The organism is Arthrobacter sp. efr-133-R2A-120, assembly GCF_030209835.1.
In the GTDB taxonomy this organism is placed as follows: domain Bacteria; phylum Actinomycetota; class Actinomycetes; order Actinomycetales; family Micrococcaceae; genus Arthrobacter.
Window position 1 is genome coordinate 132649 of the sequence record NZ_JARVRF010000011.1, and the last position, 18429, is coordinate 151077.

General features: G+C 61.7%; 15 protein-coding genes. 4 read left to right on the forward strand and 11 right to left on the reverse strand.

The annotated features are described in order from the left end of the window. Positions 1–15 precede the first annotated feature (15 nt). Positions 16–1155 (reverse strand): acyl-CoA dehydrogenase family protein, encoded by a 1140-nt coding sequence (locus QRN52_RS07400; protein ID WP_284752085.1) that lies wholly within the window; start codon positions 1153–1155, stop codon positions 16–18. Between the two features lie 166 nt (positions 1156–1321). Here QRN52_RS07400 and QRN52_RS07405 point away from each other — a divergent pair, with 166 nt between their 5' ends. Then, entirely contained in the window at positions 1322–2809 is a 1488-nt protein-coding gene (locus QRN52_RS07405) for a PAS domain S-box protein (RefSeq protein WP_284752086.1), read from the forward strand. 3 nt (positions 2810–2812) lie between these two features. On the opposite strand, the gene QRN52_RS07410 is transcribed toward QRN52_RS07405, so the two are convergent. From QRN52_RS07410 to QRN52_RS07450, 9 genes are all read right to left on the reverse strand, one after another. Continuing rightward, complete coding sequence (locus QRN52_RS07410) at positions 2813–3985, reverse strand: Gfo/Idh/MocA family protein (protein WP_284752087.1); 1173 nt, start codon at positions 3983–3985, stop codon at positions 2813–2815. After that, positions 3982–4884: an ABC transporter ATP-binding protein gene (locus QRN52_RS07415; RefSeq protein WP_284752088.1), complete on the reverse strand. Its 903-nt coding sequence runs from the start codon at positions 4882–4884 to the stop codon at positions 3982–3984. The genes QRN52_RS07410 and QRN52_RS07415 overlap by 4 nt, the downstream gene beginning before the upstream one ends. A gap of 11 nt (positions 4885–4895) precedes the next feature. Beyond that, positions 4896–6749: a dipeptide/oligopeptide/nickel ABC transporter permease/ATP-binding protein gene (locus tag QRN52_RS07420; RefSeq protein ID WP_284752089.1), complete on the reverse strand. Its 1854-nt coding sequence runs from the start codon at positions 6747–6749 to the stop codon at positions 4896–4898. Then, entirely contained in the window at positions 6746–7687 is a 942-nt protein-coding gene (locus tag QRN52_RS07425) for an ABC transporter permease (RefSeq protein WP_284752207.1), read from the reverse strand. The genes QRN52_RS07420 and QRN52_RS07425 overlap by 4 nt, the downstream gene beginning before the upstream one ends. Positions 7688–7727: 40 nt before the next feature. Then, the gene (locus QRN52_RS07430) at positions 7728–9242 is read right to left on the reverse strand and encodes an ABC transporter substrate-binding protein (protein WP_284752090.1); all 1515 of its coding nucleotides are present in this window, start codon (positions 9240–9242) and stop codon (positions 7728–7730) included. 276 nt (positions 9243–9518) lie between these two features. After that, entirely contained in the window at positions 9519–10430 is a 912-nt protein-coding gene (locus QRN52_RS07435; protein WP_284752091.1) for a sugar phosphate isomerase/epimerase family protein, read from the reverse strand. A 1-nt stretch (position 10431) separates the two neighbouring features. Further along, complete coding sequence (locus QRN52_RS07440) at positions 10432–12234, reverse strand: DUF5605 domain-containing protein (RefSeq protein ID WP_284752092.1); 1803 nt, start codon at positions 12232–12234, stop codon at positions 10432–10434. A 117-nt stretch (positions 12235–12351) separates the two neighbouring features. Beyond that, entirely contained in the window at positions 12352–13260 is a 909-nt protein-coding gene (locus tag QRN52_RS07445; RefSeq protein WP_284752093.1) for a sugar phosphate isomerase/epimerase family protein, read from the reverse strand. A 38-nt stretch (positions 13261–13298) separates the two neighbouring features. Continuing rightward, complete coding sequence (locus tag QRN52_RS07450) at positions 13299–14393, reverse strand: Gfo/Idh/MocA family protein (protein ID WP_284752094.1); 1095 nt, start codon at positions 14391–14393, stop codon at positions 13299–13301. Positions 14394–14523: 130 nt separating this feature from the next. Between QRN52_RS07450 and QRN52_RS07455 the strand changes: the two genes are divergently transcribed. Beyond that, entirely contained in the window at positions 14524–15726 is a 1203-nt protein-coding gene (locus tag QRN52_RS07455; protein WP_284752095.1) for an ROK family protein, read from the forward strand. Here QRN52_RS07455 and QRN52_RS07460 read toward each other — a convergent pair. After that, entirely contained in the window at positions 15723–16961 is a 1239-nt protein-coding gene (locus QRN52_RS07460) for a metal-dependent hydrolase family protein (RefSeq protein ID WP_284752096.1), read from the reverse strand. The two genes, QRN52_RS07455 and QRN52_RS07460, sit on opposite strands and share 4 nt — an antisense overlap. A gap of 256 nt (positions 16962–17217) precedes the next feature. On the opposite strand from QRN52_RS07460, the gene QRN52_RS07465 reads away from it, so the two are divergent. Then, complete coding sequence (locus QRN52_RS07465) at positions 17218–17598, forward strand: hypothetical protein (RefSeq protein WP_284752097.1); 381 nt, start codon at positions 17218–17220, stop codon at positions 17596–17598. A 398-nt stretch (positions 17599–17996) separates the two neighbouring features. Beyond that, positions 17997–18347, forward strand: a complete 351-nt coding sequence (locus QRN52_RS07470; RefSeq protein ID WP_284752098.1) for an acyl-CoA thioesterase — start codon at positions 17997–17999, stop codon at positions 18345–18347. Positions 18348–18429 lie beyond the last annotated feature (82 nt).

The following is an 18429-nucleotide window of genomic DNA, read 5'->3' on the forward strand; positions in this document are numbered from 1 at the left end:
TGTTGTGGAGGCGGCTCAGATGAAAGCGGGGATCGACGGCGGGACGTCCATGAGCACCGCGCCCGCACCGTCGTAGATGCCGTCACCGAGGAAGGCGTGCTGGGTGACCACCAAAGCATCACGCAGGTAGCGCTGCATGGGGTTGGAATCGTAGATGGCCGCGGTTCCAGAGAGCGTGTAGGCGGTGTTCACTGCCCTGGCTCCTACACGGGCAACGTGGGTGGAGGCGAGGCGAAGCAGCGCCTTCTGCTTGTCCGTTGCAGGGTCACCCGCCTCGACCGTTGCGTATACTTCATCGGAAATTTCGTAAAAGAATGCGCGAGCGGATCGCAGTTCGGCTTCGGCCTTGGCCACGTCCATCCGGTAGTAGGAGCGGTCTGCCAGCTTCGGGGCCCCGGTGATGCCCGTTCGGCCGCTGCCGACGCCGATTGCGTAGTCCAGCGCGGCCCGGCCTGCACCGAGGTTGACGACGGCGAGCACCTGCGCTGCGTAGGCGATGGCGGGGTAGCGGTACAACGGTTCGTCGACGGTGGGTTCGCCGCCGCGGACAAACGTCCACTCGTCGTTCACCACGTGGCCGCTGACCCGTAGGTCATGGCTGCCTGTGCCGTTGAGCCCAATAACGTCCCAGTTCTCTACGATCTCCACGTGCTCGGGGCGGAGCAGGGCGGTCAGGGGCTTGCCTTGGGTGGCTTTGTTGCCCACCAAGCCAACGCCCAGGATGTCCGCGCCTTTGCAGCCGCTGGAGAACTTCCACTCGCCGGAGACGTACCAGCCGCCGTCCACCCGTTCGGCTTTGGCCAGGGGATACAGCCCGCCGGCGAAAGCCACGTCCGGGCCGTCCGCGTACAGTTGGGCCTGGGTTTCCAAAGGCAGCGCGGCGAGGTAGACGGAAGAACCGAAGCTGGCCACCCAGCCGGCGGAGGCGTCCACCGCTGAGATCTTCTCGATGATGCGCAGGAACTCGCTCGGCGGAAGGGCGTCACCGCCGAAGCGCCGTGGAGTGCCTGCCCGGAAGATGCCTACCTTCTTGAATTCGGAGACAATATCCCGCGGAACGAACTTATTTTCGCCGAATTCCTCGCGGCGCTTCGCGATGAGCTCCAGGACGTCATCAAGCGTGGTTGGCGGAGCCGTATCCAAAACGTCGGTCATTGGAATTCCCATCAATAGAGCGGACAGCAAATTGTTCTGGTCTCAAAAGTATTTGGCGGGCGAGTTGCCTTCAATCGGGGATTCGTAGCCGTCAGCCAAGGAAATAGCCATGCGGGGTAAAGGAAATACCTATGCGGGAGGACCTGCCGGCGGGCTAGAATTGCCTGTGCCTAATTCCTTGCCAGGTCCGTCTGCGGAAGACTATAAAGTCCTGATTCAGTCGCTCAGCTATTGCATCCTGATCCATGACGCCGAATCCAAGGACATCCTTTGGGCCAACCAAGCCGCTTGCGACATGCTGGGCTTCACCCTTGAGGAACTGAGACCGCTCAAGGCACCTGATATGAGCGGTGCGGATTCCCGCTACCGACGCTCCGTTGGTGTTCACTGGCTTCAGGACGCCGCGGACCACGGAATCAGCAGGACCGAATGGATGTACCGTTCAAAATCCGGGCGGGAATTCCTGACCGAGGCCATCGCCGTCCGTGTGCAACTTCAGTCCGGCAGCGCCGTCATGGTGCAATTCCGGGACATCGAAAAAGAAGAGTCGCTGAAATCCGAGCTGCAGCGCACGGAAGGCCGCCTCCAAGCGTTCCTCCTGCGAATGGCCGAGGGAATCCTGGTGCTGGACGCCGACGGCGTGATCACCTTCGCCAGCGGTGCCGCCGGGGGTCAGTTGGGCCGCGACGTCGACAGCCTGCTGGGCGAGAGTTTCCTTGACCTCTGTACGCCGTCTTCCAAGCTCGTTTTGGAAAACGCCCTGACCAAGATGCAAGCCGACGGTTCTTCGATTCTTCGCCTCGAACTGGTGCATCCCGACGGCAACAACCGGTGGTTTGGCACCAGCTGCCACTACCTCGCATTGGAGAAGGACCTGACAGGTGCCATGCTCCTTCTCCAGGACATCACCGAATATGTCGCCGCAGAAGAGCAGCACCGTCGCGACCTGGAGCATTTGAACTACTTGGGCCGGTACAACGCCATGGGAGATATGGCCATGGCAATCGCCCATGAGCTTGGTCAACCCCTGGCCGCAGCCACCAACTTCGTGGATGGTGTAACGCGGCGGGTCAAGGATCCGGAAATGCGGATCGATGACTTGGTCTATGGTTTGGACAATGCGCGCAAGCAAATTGACCGGGCAAACCAGATCGTCAAAAGCCTGCGCGATTTCGTCGTCCAGCTGGAGCAGTCCGAGCAACTCGTTGACCTGAATGAAATCGTCAGGGATTGCCTATATTTCATTCGGCTGCGGGCTGATCAGCATGAGACCGAGCTGCAGTTGGTGATGAGTGACAGCCCTATCTGGATTCGTTGCGAAAAGGTCCTCACGGGGCAAGTGATCCTGAACCTCTGCCACAACGCCATCGACGAGATGTCAGGCTGGCCACAGCGTGAACGGCATGTCGCCATCACCACTTATGCCACGGAATCCAGCGGTGTTTTCCGGGTCGCCGATCGCGGCAAAGGACTCGCCCATATCCCGGACGGCAGGATCTTTGACGGCGCTTTCACCTCAAAGTCCGCTGGCAGCGGGATCGGGCTTGCCCTCAGCCATCGCATCATCACTCGCCAGCACGGCCGGATTTACGCAGAGGAAAACGAATCCCGCGGAGCGACATTTACTTTTGAGCTTCCGCTCGCGAGTGAATGAGTGCTAGCTGGGCCCGGTGACGTGAATCAGCGCGCTTTTGGCGTCGGCGGATTCGTCGATGGCGGCCAGGATGCGTTGGACGGCCAGCCCTTGTTCGAGCGACGGCGACGGCGCGGTTCCGGCGTCGATGGCGGTCAGGTAGTCGCGGATCTGGTGGGTGAAGCTGTGTTCCCAGCCGATCACGTGCCCTTGGGGCCACCAGGCGCCCATGTAGGGATGTTCGGGCTCGTTGACCAGGATCCTGCGGAAACCCTGCTCCCGCACCGGAAGGGTGGCGTCCAGGAAGCCGAGTTCGTTGAGGTTTTCCAGGTCGAAGAGCAGGGAGCCTTTGTCCCCGTAGATTTCCAGGGCCAGGGAGTTCTTCCGCCCCGTGGCCATGCGGGAGACTTCCACGGAGGCGATTGCCCCGGAGGCGAGGGTCAGCGTGGCCCAGGCGGCGTCGTCGACCGTTACTTGTTCCGGACCGTCCGTGCCGGGGCGCTGGTTCACGAAGGTGTGCAGCCGGCCGGAGACCTCGGTGACAGTGTCCCCGAGCAGGAACAGGACCTGGTCGATCGCGTGCGAGGCGATATCCCCCAGGGCCCCGGACCCTGCCGTTTCCTTGTTCAACCGCCAGGTCATGGGCGACTCGGGATCGGCCAGCCAGTCCTGCAGGTACGAGGCTCGCACATGCCGGACGGTCCCGAGCCGGCCGTCCGCGATGAGCTCCCGGGCCAAGGCCAGGGCCGGGACGCGGCGGTAGTTGAAGCCGATCATGGACTGCACGCCCCGGGCCCGGGCCTTAGCCGCCGCGGCGGTCATGAGTTCCGCTTCGGCCAGGGTGTTCGCCAACGGTTTCTCGACCAGGACGTGCTTGCCTGCTTCGAGGGCCGCGATGGCGATCTCGGCGTGCATCCAGCCCGGGGCGCAGATGTCCACGATATGGATGTCATCGCGTTCCAGGACCTGGCGCCAGTCCGTGGCGGACTCGCTCCAGCCGTACCGGGCGGCCGCCTCGGCGACCCGTTCCGGGTTCCGGCCCACGAGCACTTTCTGCTCGAACGCCGGAACATCGAAGAAACTGGCCACGTTCCGCCACGCACTCGAATGCGCCTTGCCCATGAACGCGTAACCAATCGCGGCAACACCGAGGGTCTTGATTCCGGTCCCGTCCACGTTTTGCGAAGTTTCACTCAATTGGCTTGTCCTGTCGCTTCGGCCATGCGGAGCTGGGCGTTGAATTGCTGGCGCGTCGCACGCCGGACGGCCTGGCGTTCGGGATCGGGAACCGGGGCGGCAAGCAGGAGGCGTTGCGTGTAGCTTGCATCAGGATTGGACGTGATCTTGTCCGCGGTTCCGCTTTCGACGATTTCCCCCTTGTACATCACGGCGACACGGTGGCTGATGTATCGCACAACGGACAGGTCATGCGTGACAAAGAGGTAGGAAACCCCCGTGCGTTCCTGGATTTCGATGAACAGGTCCAGGACCCGCGACTGGTTGGACAGGTCCAACGCGCTGACGGGTTCGTCGCAGACGATCAGGCGCGGGTCCCGGCAGAGCGCACGGGCAATGGCGATTCGCTGGCGCTGTCCCCCCGAGAATTCACGTGGCAGACGGGTGGCTGCGTCCTTCGGCAGGTGGACTTGCTCAAGGAGGTCGGTAACCCGTTGCTCGGCAGCCGCACGCCCGGTGCCGGCTGTCATTAATGGTTCTGCGAGGATATCCAGCACCGTCAGGGCCGGGTTCAGCGAGGTATAGGGGTCTTGGAACACCACTTGGATTTCGTCGCTGAGTGACCGGCGTTCCTTGCGGTTCATGGACGAAATGACTTTGCCGTCGTAACGGATCGCGCCGGCTGTTACGGGGGCAAGGCCCAGCACGGCGCGGCCCAGTGTCGTTTTTCCGGAGCCGGATTCTCCTACGAGACCCATGGTTTCGCCGGGCTGGATGTCCAGGGAAATACCTTTGAGTGCAGTGAAGGCGGGCTTGCGCCATCCCTTGGACGGATATTGGACCGTGACGCCCTCGATGCTCAGGAGTGGGGAGCCGGATCCGCCATGAGATCCGGACGGGGCTTCAACTGTGGAGATCATGTCAGTTCCCATCAGGCTGTCTGTGCCCTGTTAGGCAGCGCGGGGTTTGGCCGCGTGGAGTTCGGCACGCCGGGCTTGCGATTCAACGGCGGACGCGGCGTGGCACCCTCCAAGGTGGATGAAAGGAGCATCCGGGTGTACGGGTCCTGCGGATTGGCGAAGAGATCGCGGACCTCGGCCGCCTCTACAATCTTTCCGGTGTGCATGACGGCTACGCGATCGCAAAGGTCCGCGACCACACCGAAGTCGTGGGTCACCAGGATGACACCCATGTTGCGTTCGGCCTGAAGTGAACGGATCAGGTCGAGGATCTCAGCCTGGACCGTTACGTCCAGGGCCGTTGTGGGTTCATCGGCGATGAGCAGGTCCGGATCGCAGGAAATTGCGCCGGCGATGAGGACGCGCTGTGCCATGCCTCCCGACACCTGGTGCGGATAGGAGTCATACACCCGCGCAGGATCGTTGATTCCAACACGCTCCAGCAGGCCCAGAAGGCGGGTTCTTGCTTCCTTGGCCGAAATCTTCAAATGCTGCCGCAGGGGCTCGGCCAGCTGTGAGCCAATGCTGAACGCAGGATCAAGGTTGGACATGGGTTCCTGCGGTACGTACGCGATGCGCTTTCCGCGGAGGCGGTTCATGGCACCCCTCCCCAGGCTATTGAGCTCGACCCCGTCAAAGTGCAGCCGTTCGGCCGAAACCCTGGCTTCTGGCGGCAGCAAGCCCAGAAGCGAAAAGGCCGTCTGGCTCTTTCCGGAACCCGACTCGCCAACGAGCCCAAGGACCTGGCCGCGGCTCACTGTCAGCGACACTCCGTCCACAACGGTTCGCCGTCCGCCGTCGACTGGATAGTTCACCTTCAAGTTCTCAACAACCAGCAGGACGTCCTCCGCCACTGGCGCATAGTCAGCCGGTGCGGGAGTTGATGCCTCGCGCGCCGAGGAGGATTCGGCGTCGCGTTTTCGCTCCAAATGGCGTTGGGTGCGTTTCCGGGAACCGCCAAGGATGTCGCGCAGGGAGTTGGCCAGGAGGGCGAGCGATGCGGTGGTCAAGCAGATAATCAGGCCAGGCCACAGAAGCAGCAGTGGGGCTACATAAATGTTCGCGAAAGCGTCATTCAGCATGGCACCCCAACTGGCCTCATTGGGCGAACCAAGCCCCAGGAAGGCGATACCGGCCTGGATTCCGATGGAGACACCGAAGATCTGGGCGGCCTGGATGATGGAAGGCGCCTGGACAACGGGGAGGATGTGGCGGCGAATGATGCGGGCATCGGACAAACCGGACACCCGCGCCGCGTCAACGAAGAGTTCTTCGCGAACCGAAACAACCGAAGCCCTGACCAAGCGGTAGACGGACGGCGAGACGATGAGGCCCAGTACGACCATGGCCACATACGTGCTTTGGGATACGGCAGCCATGACTACCAGCAGGACGATGATGGCCGGTACCGCCATCATGAAGTTGCTTGCCCAAGCGAGGATGGCGTCGGCCCGCCCGCGGTAGTAGCCGCCCAGGAGTCCGGCAGGCAGTCCCACGGCAAATGCGACACCAACGGCCACCAGCGCCGCGGCAAGACTCGTTTGTCCGCCGTACAGCAAACGGGCGACGACGTCCCGGCCCACCCCGTCTGCACCAAGCAGGTGTTCCTGGCCCATGGGAGCCAATGTCTGGGCGAGGGAGGACTTGAGGGGATCCTGATCGGTGAGGAAAGGCGCCAGTACGCTCACCAATATGAGGATCAGCAATATGGCAAGCGAGCAGATGGCAACAGGATCCTGCAAGACCTGAACCGCCACATGCCGTTTCCTGGCGATGTTGCCACCTGCAGGGGCGGCGACGATTCCGTCGATTGGGGGGATTGTCATTCTGCACGCACCTTGGGGTTGAGCCAGCCGTAGGCCAGGTCAGCAATGAGATTTACCGCGACCACGATGACCACCATCACGATCACGACGCCGAGCACCACGGGAGCGTCTCCCTGGACTGCGGCCGAGGTCGCGATGCTGCCGATCCCGCGAAGGCCGAAGACCTTCTCGACGATCACCGCACCTCCGACGAGTCCGATGAATTGCAGGGACAAGACGGTAAGTGCCGGAGGTGCGGCGTTGCGAAGGACGTGCTTGAAGATCACCCGCCGGTCACTGAGCCCGCGGCTGCGCAAGGTCCGGACGAAGTCCAACCTGAGGACGTCCAGCATGGAGCCACGCAATTGTTGGGTGGTGGCTGCTGTAGCACCGAAGGCCAAGGCAATTGACGGCAGGGTGATGGATCGCAGCCACTCGACCACCGAGCGCTGGAAGGGTACGAAGCCCGTGGCAGGCAGCCATCCGAGGTTGACTGCCACCACCATCGCGAGGATGAGCGCTACGAGGAATCCCGGTATGGAGTCTGCCAACACGGCGCCGACCTGGATGCTTTTGTCCAACCAGCCGGCACGGACAGCGGCGATCGAACCCAGGACAACGCTGACCATTGCTGACAAGATCAGCGCGCCGAGAATGATCGACAGGGTCACTGGCAGTGCTGTGAGCAGCGTGGTGGAGACAGGCACGCTGTTGAACCACGATTTCCCGAGGTTCCCGGTGAACGTGGTGCCCAACCAGTCGAAGTAGCGGACACCGATCGGACGGTCGAGTCCCAGTTCGGCTGCCTTGGCCATCGCTTGTTCCGGCGTTGCGGTTTCGCCCACGATATTGCGAGCCACATCGGATCCCGTGAAGTTGAGCATGATGTAGGTTGCACTGGCGACGAGGATCACCAGCAAGATCCCGGCCAATAGGCGCCGGATCAGGAACACGACCATCCCGTTCACCCTCTTTCTTTTTAGCTGTTCAGTTCCGCCGCTAGTTCGCGGCCGGCTTGAAGTTGTACAGGGGAGGGGCGTTGTAGAACGGGTTCATCGTGACCTCGACCTTCTTCGAGGACGCGTAGGTGTCCTTCACGACATCCCACGGAGCGTTCCACGCCTGCTTGACCAGATATGTGTTCAGCTCCTGATAAGCCTTGGTCTGCTCGTCGCCGGTGGAGCGGCTGATTTGGGCGATCAGGTCATTGGCGTGCGGATCCTCGAAATGCAGGGGGTTCCATGTGCCCTGCTTGGCCACGATCAACTGGATGGTGATCCAAGGATCGGTGCCGCCGGTCTTGAAGTAGGACATGGCGTACTTGCCGGCAAGGATCGACGGCATGAATTGGTCGAAAGGTATCTTGTCGAGCTTGACCCGGATGCCGATGTTCCCCAGTTGTTCCACCATGGCTGCCTGCATCTCCGGGAACAGCGAAGAGATGTCCGGCATGACGACGTCGAAGCCGTTCGCGTAACCAGCCTCAGCCAACAAGGCTTTCGCCTTGGCGGGGTCATATTTGTACGTCTGGTCCAGTCCGGGGACGAAAGCTCCGCTGTCCGAGGTGAAGTGCTGGCTGGTGGGAGTGCCCAGGCCCTTCTTGGCAATTTTCACGATTGAAGCGGTGTCGAACGCGTAGTTGAGGGCTTGGCGGACACGAGCGTCTGCCAAGGCCGGAACGATTGTTCCCTTCCGGTCCCAGATGTAGAGTCCTTCGACGACGCCGGGGCTTACCGTATCCGTTTTCAGCCCGCCGGCCTTCACTGCATCGATCCTGTCCGCGGCCACCGAGCTCCCGTCAAGCTGCCCGGAGAGGAGGGCGTTGGTCAGTGCGGTTCGATCGGAAATGGTCTTGATATCCACCTTGTCGAAAGGGAAAGCGTCCTTGTTCCAGTAATTTGGATTCACCGCGTAGACGTACTCAGTGCCCGCCGTGGTGGACGAGATATCCAAGGTGTAGGGTCCCGAGCCCACAGGGCTCTGGGGATTTGCCAGTGATTTGGGGCTCGCGATCATCCCGGCGACGTTGCCGAGGCTCCTCAAGAGCGACGGGGTGGGCGTGGATAGCTTGACCACTACGGTTGACGAATCGGGGGCCTGGACATCCGAGATCGCCTTCACCAGGGCAGCTGCCTCGCCCTTGCCGGCCTTCGTATGCATCAGGTTTGCTTTTACCGCCTCTGCGTCAAGCGGCGTGCCGTCGGTGAACTTCACATCGGTGCGCAGCTTGAGAGTGAGGGTTGTCAGGGCTTTGTCGTATTCCCAGGAGGTCGCGAGGTTCGCGGTCGGTGCGCCCTTGGAATCCAGGCGGAAGAGGGAGTCGAACACCGGCTGGTAGTACTCCTGGTCTTGCCCGTTGCCGGCCTCTGCGAGGTCCCATGACTTCAGGGCCTGGGATACGGCAAGGTTGAGGGTGCCGCCGGTTTTCCCTGCTGCTGCAGTTCCGCCGCCCCCGCAGGCGGAGACCGACAGCGCCAGCGCCAACGCGCCGGCAAGGATGAGCTTTCTTTTCATTGTTTCTCCTGTTGGAACTCTGTGAATGGCTGGCCTAGCAGTGTGAGACTGTGTACCGGCCATGGTGCGTGGAAGATTTTGGGTGTCAGGGACGTTGGTTTTTGGCCTCGGCCTGCATGGAATACTTCGGTGTCTTGATCAGCGTGTGACCGTTTTTCGGGTTCGCGCTCCGGGCGAATTCACTGTGCGGCCTTTCTTCAGCGGCGCTTTTTGTGTCCCCCATCACTCCGTTGATTAAGCATGTTTTAGCGTTTGCTTGTTCGCAAGATGCCGGATTTAGTTTTCTTGGTTACATAATTCGGGCGTAAAGCGCTCCGAGAGCCACGCTCCGCAGCGCATGATGCTGTCCTCGGGTTCGGTGGTGCCCCGGTCCACTTCCATGACCACCCAGCCAGCGAAATCCGGTCCCGCAGCAGTCAGAACCTCGTCGATGTTGGCGTCGCCCAATCCGGGCTCCGTCCAGAAACCCGCCCGTACGGTGGAGCGGTAGTCAACGTCCTCGTCGCGGCTCCGCTTGGCGAAACGCGAGTGGTAGTCCTTGATGTGGATTCCAGCCACCCTTGTGGCATATTCGGTGATGATGTGCGCCGGGTTGACCCCGGTCCAGGCCAAGTGTCCGGCGTCGGGTCCGAAGCTGAGGATGCTTTCATCGACGCTGTCGAGGACGAACCGGGCCTCCTCCGCCGTCTCGATCCACGTCCCTACATGTGGGTGCAATGCGGGCACGGCCCCTTCGCCGGCCATGATGCCGGCCGCCTCTGCCAGATAGTCGCGCACCGCTTCAAGGCGCGCAGGCTTGAAGTCGAAACCGACGCCGGGATGGGCCACGCGCGGGGCCTCTTTGTCCATACCCATGGCCAGGAACACAAGGGGTACACCCACACCAACGTTGTTCGCGGACGTCAGGCGTGCGCGTTCCAGGAATGTCAGCCTGGCCGAGGGATCCTCCGTCCACGGCATGGGCACATAACCCGGACCCGGGCTGATGCCTGCCCAGGCGAGGCATTCCCGATACTCTCCGGGCGCCATTCCAACGGGAATTTCTGTCTTGATGGCAGAAAAGCCACTGGCAGCAATGACGGGCAGCCGTTGCTGAAGGGGTGGTGCCTGCCGCGGGTCGATCCAGCCATCTCTGGTTGCCAGCCATTGGATGGGGTTCAGGGCGAACTGGCTCTTGGTGATCGCCATTTCATTCGCTCCTGGCCCTTAGGCGCACTGCGATGTAGGGCTTGCCTGGCAGCTCCAGCTGGAAGCTTCCGCGGACCGGTTCGGGTTGTGTGTCGATGGTCATGGCCCACGTGTCTACGATGTCGACGTCGTAAGCTATCGCAGGATCGATGCTGAATTTCCTGTAGCTGGGTTGGCTCAGCCCGAAATACACGAGGTAGTACTGGTCCTTCACACCTCCGTAGGGCACGTCCCAGTCGGACTCTTGCGGATCAATCTGGCCGGTGGGCGATTGCCTGATGAGCTCGGCGAGAAATGCGATTCTGGCCGGGCTTGAACCAACCAGGTTTCCGCCCTTGGACCACCAGAGCTCGTCACGGTTGTTCGTATACGTTTCTCCGTGGCCCACGTAACCTCCGCGCACAGCCCCTTCCCAGAACCGCCGTGTCATTTCCTGGCCGGAAATGTTTCCCCAGCCCTGGTCGATGTTCCCCTCATAGGCGCACTCGTCGATGACGACCGGTTTGCCCCATTGCTTTCGCCAATCGTCGGTGTTCTCCGACGTTCGGTAGACGTCTATCCGCTGGATGCTGCAGTGCGTCACCCAAGGCCGGTGATAGTCGTAGAACGTGAGGCAATTGTGGATGGAATTCAGATGGGAAAACGGATCATTGTCTGACACAACCTTGGCCAGGCGTTCCCAATCGTCCTCCGACTTGGAGTAAAGGAGATCGTACTCGTTGGCCATGGACCACCACACGTTTCTGAACGCGGCCAACCGCCGGACGACGTACCTTACGAACATGTCATCGGATGCCGGGGTCATGGTTGAAAAACCCCATCGATCGTATGCATGGAAGAGAATGAGGTCAGCCTCGATGCCGAGCTGTCCCAGCCGAAGGATCTGCCGTTCGAGGTGGTGGAAGAAGTCCGGATTGGGCTGCTTGTAGTCCCAGCCCGTCAGATCCTGGTCATCCATGTCGGCCTTGCGGCTGAACGGGTAGAGCACCGGCTCATTGGTGTTGAACATGTAGGCCTTCGGAAACACGGCCATCCGAATTTTCGTGAATCCACTGCCTTCGAGTGTTTCCAGTGTCCTGTCCTGCACCGCATAATCCTGGTGCGTCCAGGCGTAGGCCGTCGTCCCGATCGGGAGGTATGGCGTTCCGTCCGCATGGGCGAAATGGAAGCCGTCCTTGACGCGGACCGGCCCATGAACTCCGCTGGCTGGCGGCAGACAGTCAAAGCTACCGCCCAAGCCATTCAGGGACCGTGCCGAGGAACCAACCACGAAACTCCACTGTCCTTCGTGCTCGGGCATGAACCTGATCAGGTAGACGCCTGCGCCGTCATAGAACCCACCCATCCGAATCGTCTCTTCGTCGTGTGAGAAGTCCGCCCAAAGGTCCACTTCCAGGAACGGGTTGCCATGTGAAGGACCGTCAATCCGAATCTCGTAGATTCCCCAGCGTGCAGCCGACACTGGAGCCTGAAGAGTCGCTGAAGCCGCCACAACCGAAGATTTCTCGTAGTCCCAAGAAGGCGCTTGCACAACTTCGGGCAACGGAGGTGCCGGTTGCCAGCCATCGAAGGCACTGCTGACCTCCCGCCAGAAGTTGTTCCGCACCGTCTCGTCCGCTAAAGGCGCCTTGTCCCACGCGGAGACAGCCACCGATTCCCGTTCTACGATCCGGCTAAGTGGGAGTGCTTTGAGCTGAAAGCCCAGCGGTGAATTGATCACGCCGGGCAGATAGCGCTGAACCACATTTCTGGCTGCTGCATTGTCCAGGACAGCGGACAATAGCGTGCTTTGTTCAAATACCATGACTCTCTCTCGGTTCGTTGTGCCTTCCACCCCGGAGCCAAAACCGGGAATTGAGACAGAGCCGGCTGCTCACCAAGATGAGCAGCCGGCCGGGCTTTGCTGCGGTCAGTGCTGAGGTCAGCGGGAGGCGGCCTCCAACCCAAAGGTGCTTTCAAACCACCGGCCGCACAGGTCGATGCTTTCCCCGGGAACCGCCGTCGTGCCGCGATCCACTTCAACCACCACCCAGCCGGCGAAGTCTTCACCGGCGGCGGCCAGGATCGCGGGGATGTCTGCGTCGCCCGTACCGGGCTCGGTCCAGATCCCGGCCCGTACGGTGGACCGGTAGTCGATGTCCTCGCGGCGGCTCTTGTCCGCGATATCCAAGCGGTAGTCCTTGATATGGATTCCGGCGAGGCGGGAGCGGTATTCGGCGATGATCCCGGCCGGATCGATGCCCGTCCAAGCAAAGTGTCCGGCGTCGGGACCGAACTTCAGGATGCTCTCGTCAACGCTATCCAAGACCAAACGGGCGTCGTCTTCGGTTTCAACCCACGTTCCGATGTGCGGGTGCAAGGCGGCGACGCCACCCTCGGCAGTGATGAGCTGCGCGGCTTCCGCCAGGTAGTCCCTGACCTGTTCCAGCCGAGAAGGATTGTGGTCATATCCGACGGCGGGATGCGCGACGCGGGGCGCGTCACGCTGCATGCCCATGGCCAGGAAGAGCAGTTCGTTGCCAAGCTCAACGTTGTTGGCGGCCAGGACCTTGGCCCGCTCCAGATGCCGGGCACGGTCCGCTGCCAGGTCAGCCCACGGCAGGTTTACATAGCCGGGGCCGGGGCGGATTCCTGCTGCTTCGAGGGCTTGGCCGTACGCGCCAACGGTGGAATCGGACGGCACTTCGGACTGGATGGCGGTGAACCCTGCGGCCGCGATCCGGGTGAGGCGTTCGGGGAGTGGGGGTGCGATGCTGGGATCGATCCAACCGTCTTCGGTGGCGACCCATTGCAGGGGATTGATGGCGAACTGGCTGGGCGAGATGGGCAAGTCAAACTCTTTTCTGTGAAGTGGGCTAAGCGGGTGGGTCAGGACGGGAACAGGGGCGCGGGCCGTTCGGCCCGGCTTTCGAGCACGATCGGCTGCCCGGCAGCGGCGGACTCGTCGATCGCGAGCATCGCGTCAAGGACGTGGAAGGCGAACGCGGAGTTGGCGCGATGCGGGTGCCCGGACAAGGCGCCCGCCAGGTCGTTCACGCCCAGTCCGCGACGGTGCTGTTCGGAAGTTCCAACCGCGCCGAAAAGGGGCGTCACGGGTTCAAGCACTTGCCATTCACTGTGTTCGCGACGCTTCAACCTGACGTCGCCGTCGAAGGTGTTGGGGTCATTGAGGCTGAGAGTGCCCTCGGTGCCGTAAATTTCGATCCTGGGCAAGGTGGTGTCCCAGACGTCGAAGCTCATGAGGATGGTTCCGATGGCGCCGGATTCGAAGGAAAAAACGGCGGAGGCGTGGGTATTCACGGAGACCGGAACTTCGTCCACCGTCCGATCCGGGGCGGTGACGGTTCGCGTGGGTGAACCAATGCGTGCTTCCGCGCTGACGCGCCGGATCGGTCCGAGGCAGTTGACCAGTGCAGCGATGTAGTAGGGACCCATGTCCATCACGGGTCCGCCGCCTTGCTCGAAGAGGAACCCCGGGTTGGGGTGCCAGGTCTCGGCCCGTGATGACCGTACGAAAGCGCTGGCGCCGATAGGCGTGCCGATGAGGCCTGCGTCCATGGCGTGCCTGGCGGTCTGCCCGGCGCTGCCGAGAAAGGTGTCCGGCGCGGAGCCAAGGATGCCCGGGTTCTCCCGCTCGGCTTTGAGCATCAGGAGCGCGTCTTCGCGATTGGTGGCCAGGGGTTTTTCGACGTAGACGCTTTTGCCTGCCTCGAGCGCCTGGATCACGGTGGATGCGTGGAGGTTCGGCGGGGTCAGGTTGATAACGACGTCTATGCCTTCGTCGGCGAGGAGGGCCCCGGTGCCGCCGGAGGCGGTTACCGAGAATTCCGTCGCCAGGGCGGCGGCCCGGTCATGATCGACGTCGGCGATGTACTTGACGCTCAGCTCCGGGAAGTTCTGGAGCCCCTGCATGTACCGAGCGGAGATGTTTCCGGCACCGACGATGCCGATGTTGATTGTCATGGATTGTTTCCTTCAGATTGGGCGGAAAGCCATTACCGGAAGGCTATAGTTGGCCATCTTTGTGCCACAAGATGCCGATTTAAGTCTGATGATCGGATTAAATATGCGGCGAAGGGTGCATAATGTGTTCATGACTGAGATAGCCTCGGATCGATCGCCTGCCAACACGATCCTTCGCCTGGTAGCTGCGGGCACAGTGACGAGCCGCGCGCAAGCGGCGCGCTTGACTGGAATGGCCAGGTCAACCATCGGACTGCATGTGGACCAGATGTTGCGCGACGACGTCCTTGCGGAGAATGACGAACCGCAAGGTGCCCGGGGGCGGCCCGCGAAGGAGCTCACCGTGGGCCGTGGAGCAGGCTATGTAGTGGACGTCATTTTTGACCGCACTGAGACCAGCGTGGCCATCTCCGACGCCAGCGCCGCAGTTGTCGACTCGAAGACCATCGATATTCTGCTGAGCCAGGACCCGGAGGCAGTGCTCGAACAGGTTTTCGCTACAGGGGACACCCTCCTGGCCGAGCATGGCCTCGAGGTCGACGACGTCCGCCAAGTCATCGCCAGCGTCCCCGCTCCCATCGACTTCCAGAAGGGAGTCACGGCGCACCGGTCAATTATGGCGGGGTGGGAAGGGATCCAGATCGCCAAGATCCTCGGCGATCATTTTGGGGCACCTGCCCTCATGGATAACGATGCGAACCTCATGGCGCTCGGGGCCGCCACCACGCTGCATGAGGACGAACTTCCGCTGGTGCATTTGCAACTATCCACGGGAATCGGCGCCGGGCTGATCACTGCCGATTCCAAGATCCACCGGGGCGCCGACGGTTCCGCCGGGGACATAGGGCATCTGCGGATCGACAGGCAGTCCGAGGTCGCTTGCCAATGCGGGAAGCGCGGCTGCATCGGTGCCTACGCCAGCCTGCACGCCGTGATGGCCCAGCTCGGGATCGAAGAGGGCACCGGCGTCGATCCAAGGGCCGCAAGGAAGACCCTTACACAGTTGGTCAGGCGTTCCGATCCCGCGACACTCGCCGCACTCAGGGATGCTGCGGTGCACTTGGGGTACCTGACGGCGATCCTGGTGGACATGTTCAACCCGAGGACGATCGTCCTGGGGGGACCCATGGTTGAACTCAGCGACGATGTCCTATCCACCGTCCGCGGGGTTGTGTACCAAGAGGCGTTGTCGGTGGCGACACGTCGACTCGTGATCAGCCCCTCGCGTCTTGGAAACAAGGCGGCCTTGGTCGGCGCTGCCCGGATGGGCGCCGACGAGCTGCTCGACGCGTCGCTCCGTGGCGGGCGGCCTGCCTCGCGTGCCGACGCCTAGGCGGTGACGGGCGTCCGGATGGGAAGTGTGTCACGCCGTGCGACGCCCGATTGGAGGACCATCCGAACGTGTTCCGGGTCCGCCAACGCCGCGATATCGGCCAGCGGGTCGGCGTCGGTGATCACCAGGTCCGCGAGCTTTCCGGGTTCGACTGTTCCTACGGCGTCGTCGATTCCTAGAAGCCGGGCCGCGTTCAGGGTGCCGGCGGTGATTGCCTGCAATTCCGTCATGCCGAGTTCCACGAGGTGGGACAGTTCCATGAGGTTCGCGGCGTGGGGGCTGACGCCGGCGTCGGTACCCATGGCGATGGCGACTCCGCGGCTGATCGCGAGGGCGATGTTCTCCCGGGTCCTCTCGGCCCAACGGGACTTCTTTTCGAAGTGCAGCGGGCTCACCTTCGACGGGTCCATGGGATTGAAAGCAGTGGCCAGGGTGGGAACCAGATACGTCCGGGCGGCGAGGGCAAGATCGCAGGCTTCCTCGGTAATGCCGTAGCCGTGCTCAATGCTTGCGACGCCACCCCGGAGAGCATTAATGATCCCCGCGGTACCCTGCGCGTGCGCGGCGACCTTCTTTCCGCGATGCCGGCGGGCCTCGTCCACGACCGCGCGGATTTCCGCTTCGCTCAGGTCCTCGTCATCCGGATCATCATGGGGGCTGCCCATGCCGCCGGTTGCGCAGATCTTGATGACATCAGCGCCCTCGCGCAACACCGTCCGAACAGCAACCCGGGCTGATTGCTCATCGTCCGCCAGGATGGTGAAATGCCCCGTGGCATTGTGTCCGTCCGGCCCGGTCGCGTCGCAGTGCCCGCCGGTGTGACCGATGATCCGGCCCGCGGTCAGCACGCGAGGAGCCTGGATCAGCCCCGATTGTTGCGCCGAGGAGTATCCTACGGACAACCCGCCCAGATCCCTCACCGAGGTTATGCCCGCCTCCAGTGTCTGGCGCATGCGCTCTGCCACTTGGAACGTCGTCAGCGCCCGATCCTGGGAGTTACCGGATTGCTTGGGGCCGAAGAGGAAATGCACGTGGGCGTCAATGAATCCCGGAAGAATGGTCATGCCTGTCAGATCCATTGTTGGAACATCGGGCGTTTCCGGAGCGCGCTCGGCGGGACCACAATAGGTAATCTTTCCGGTGGCATCCACAATGACGGTGGAGTCGTCCAACGGGTTTTTTCCCGTTCCGTCGATTAAGCGTGCGTGCTCGAGACGCTTTTCGGAGCCGGTCATTTTGTGATCCCTTCGATGCCGAGCATTCCCGCACTACGCGATAAAGCCGGTGTGCAAAGGCGTGAGTTTCAAAACACCTTCAATGAAGGAGTCTAGTTAGCAGCGCGCGGCATTCAAGATGACGATTTAAGTACGGTAGGGGTCACAAGTTCGCACAAAATCTGCCTTGGTTTCTCGAGCGTTTCTGATCAATCCGATGATGTGGCTGCTCTGATTTCGCAGCTCTCTACCGGCCCGGCCCTTGTCTTCGGGAACAGTGGCGGCGCCATCGTGGCCGGAGGACCTGGCCGCCCGTTTCGGCGGAAATGTCGACTACCTATTTGGCTGGGAATGGAAGGCCTGGGGTTTGTACCGGCCGGACTTGGATGCCCTGTCGAGGGCAACCTTTCCCATAGTTTTGGGAGCCGGGGCCGCCGACAGGGGAGCGTACTACGCCAGACCCTCAGTCGAAATTGCACGGCGCATCAAGGCGCCTTGGGTGGAATTCCCGGGCATCCATATGGAGTTTCTGCGCAACCCTGAAACCTTTGGCTCGGCTCTCAAAGCCGTCGCGACCATCATTCAAACCCAAGTCGGCGAGGTCCCGGAGCTATGGTGTAAAGAACAGCAGCCCAGCATCCCGTCAGCCGCAAACTGAACTGCAGGGAGGCAGGACATCAGACATGTCCTGCCTCCCTCTGTACCGGGCACCAACACGCATCGGTCGAGCTGGCAGCTGCTGCCTTCGACGGCCCCATAAGCCTCCTTCCTTCTGTGCGCTGAACATATCGGAAGGCGCAGTCGTTGCCAGCTGAGGACCCGCGGATGCCGCTCGAACACCACAAACCGTAAAACCCCTCGGAGAGGACCATAAAAATGTTGCTCACCGTTTTTTGCGGCTCTAATCCACGGGACTGCGCACGCAAGCAACCTGGGTGCATTTCATAACCTAGGGAAGCGAAGTTCCCCCAGGGAGTGCTTGCCTCGTTTCCCTGGGAAGGTTGGTGGCAGGAGGAAGAAGCCACCTCATGTCAGCCGCGGAAGTAAGGTCTCAGCATGGAATCGTCCGACATAACCTTCCGCACCCGGAAGTGGGTGCGTCCAGAAGACCTGAACGCCAACGGCACCTTATTCGGTGGGAGTCTCCTCAAATGGATTGACGAGGAGGCAGCAATCTATGCCATCCTCCAGCTCGGCAACGGCAGGGCAGTAACGAAGTACATTTCGGAAATCAACTTTGTCAGCTCATCCGTGCAGGGGGAGCTCATTGAAATGGGACTGACGGCAACCAAACTGGCCCCTTGGCCCGATCTTCATCTGGGAGCCAGGGGCTCCGGACCTTTCAGGGACGCAGCCTTAATGGGACGACGGCTTGGCGCCTTCTGCAGGAGTACGGGCCAGATGTGACGGGGTCCCAAGCTCAGCTGTCATGTTGTGGATCTGGAGCTTCGCCAAGTCGTCTTCGCGTGCAGGAATTGCGCACATTCTC

Excerpts from the sequence above, each read along its gene's own strand:
- QRN52_RS07400 (WP_284752085.1), bottom strand. The coding sequence starts at position 1,155 with ATGACCGACGTTTTGGATACGGCTCCGCCAACCACGCTTGATGACGTC.
- QRN52_RS07430 (WP_284752090.1), bottom strand. The coding sequence starts at position 9,242 with ATGAAAAGAAAGCTCATCCTTGCCGGCGCGTTGGCGCTGGCGCTGTCG.
- QRN52_RS07415 (WP_284752088.1), bottom strand. The coding sequence starts at position 4,884 with ATGATCTCCACAGTTGAAGCCCCGTCCGGATCTCATGGCGGATCCGGC.
- QRN52_RS07440 (WP_284752092.1), bottom strand. The coding sequence starts at position 12,234 with ATGGTATTTGAACAAAGCACGCTATTGTCCGCTGTCCTGGACAATGCA.
- QRN52_RS07425 (WP_284752207.1), bottom strand. The coding sequence starts at position 7,687 with ATGGTCGTGTTCCTGATCCGGCGCCTATTGGCCGGGATCTTGCTGGTG.
- QRN52_RS07435 (WP_284752091.1), bottom strand. The coding sequence starts at position 10,430 with ATGGCGATCACCAAGAGCCAGTTCGCCCTGAACCCCATCCAATGGCTG.
- QRN52_RS07420 (WP_284752089.1), bottom strand. The coding sequence starts at position 6,749 with ATGACAATCCCCCCAATCGACGGAATCGTCGCCGCCCCTGCAGGTGGC.
- QRN52_RS07450 (WP_284752094.1), bottom strand. The coding sequence starts at position 14,393 with ATGACAATCAACATCGGCATCGTCGGTGCCGGAAACATCTCCGCTCGG.
- QRN52_RS07470 (WP_284752098.1), top strand. The coding sequence starts at position 17,997 with ATGGAATCGTCCGACATAACCTTCCGCACCCGGAAGTGGGTGCGTCCA.
- QRN52_RS07455 (WP_284752095.1), top strand. The coding sequence starts at position 14,524 with ATGACTGAGATAGCCTCGGATCGATCGCCTGCCAACACGATCCTTCGC.
- QRN52_RS07460 (WP_284752096.1), bottom strand. The coding sequence starts at position 16,961 with ATGACCGGCTCCGAAAAGCGTCTCGAGCACGCACGCTTAATCGACGGA.